This is a genomic window from Escherichia sp. WS338 (genome assembly GCF_046486405.1).
Lineage (GTDB): Bacteria > Pseudomonadota > Gammaproteobacteria > Enterobacterales > Enterobacteriaceae > Escherichia > Escherichia coli.
This window is the reverse complement of record NZ_JBJQLL010000108.1, coordinates 1-684: the sequence shown is the minus strand read 5'-3', so window position 1 is coordinate 684 and position 684 is coordinate 1. Positions and strand designations below refer to the sequence as shown.

The following is a 684-nucleotide window of genomic DNA, read 5'->3' as shown; positions in this document are numbered from 1 at the left end:
GCCGTGGTCCTTCTCCTGTATCGTGTTACCCCAGACCTGATACCCCGTCTCCCACACGATTTTCCCGTCACTGTCCGTCATCTCTTCCGGCGCGCCGTTCACATCCGTGTGAAAATACAGTATCCGGTTCGGGCCCTCTTTGCCCGCCTTATCCACCCGCGCCAGCGGTTCATAACTCCCCGGGTCCCTGTAGATGTACAGGCTGTCTGTTCCCTCCGGCCTGCTCTCCTGCGCCAGCCGCATTCCGTCCCATAAAAATGTCGTCCGGTTGTACGGTTTACCGTCAGGGCTGATGTGCTGTTTTTCCGTCCGCCTCCCCAGCGCATCGTACACATACCGGTATGTCCCCCGCGCTGTCGTCACTTCCACCATCCGGTGTTCCGCATCATAACGGTAACTCTGCGTTCCGCTCCGCCCCTCCTTTTCCACCGCACGGCCAAATTCGTCGTAACGGTAGTGCACACCACGGTAAGACATCAGCCGGTTGAACGGCACCACGCTGTTTTCTGCCGTGGCCCTTTCCCCCGCGCGCCGCGCCAGCAGGTTTCCCGCCGCGTCGTACTGCCAGCTCGCCAGATACCCCTCATCCTCCGAGCGGCACGCCGTGATGCGCCCCGTGGGGTCGTAGAAGTAATCCGTTTCCCCCCGCCGGCTGTGCCGCGTCTTCAGCAGTTCATCCTCGCC

The 684-nt window shown here is 61.5% G+C and carries 1 protein-coding gene; it reads right to left on the bottom strand.

The window, feature by feature from the left end; translation table 11 throughout:
* On the bottom strand, positions 1–684 hold a 684-nt coding region (locus tag ACJHWT_RS25465; protein ID WP_224479674.1), incomplete at both ends, for an RHS domain-containing protein.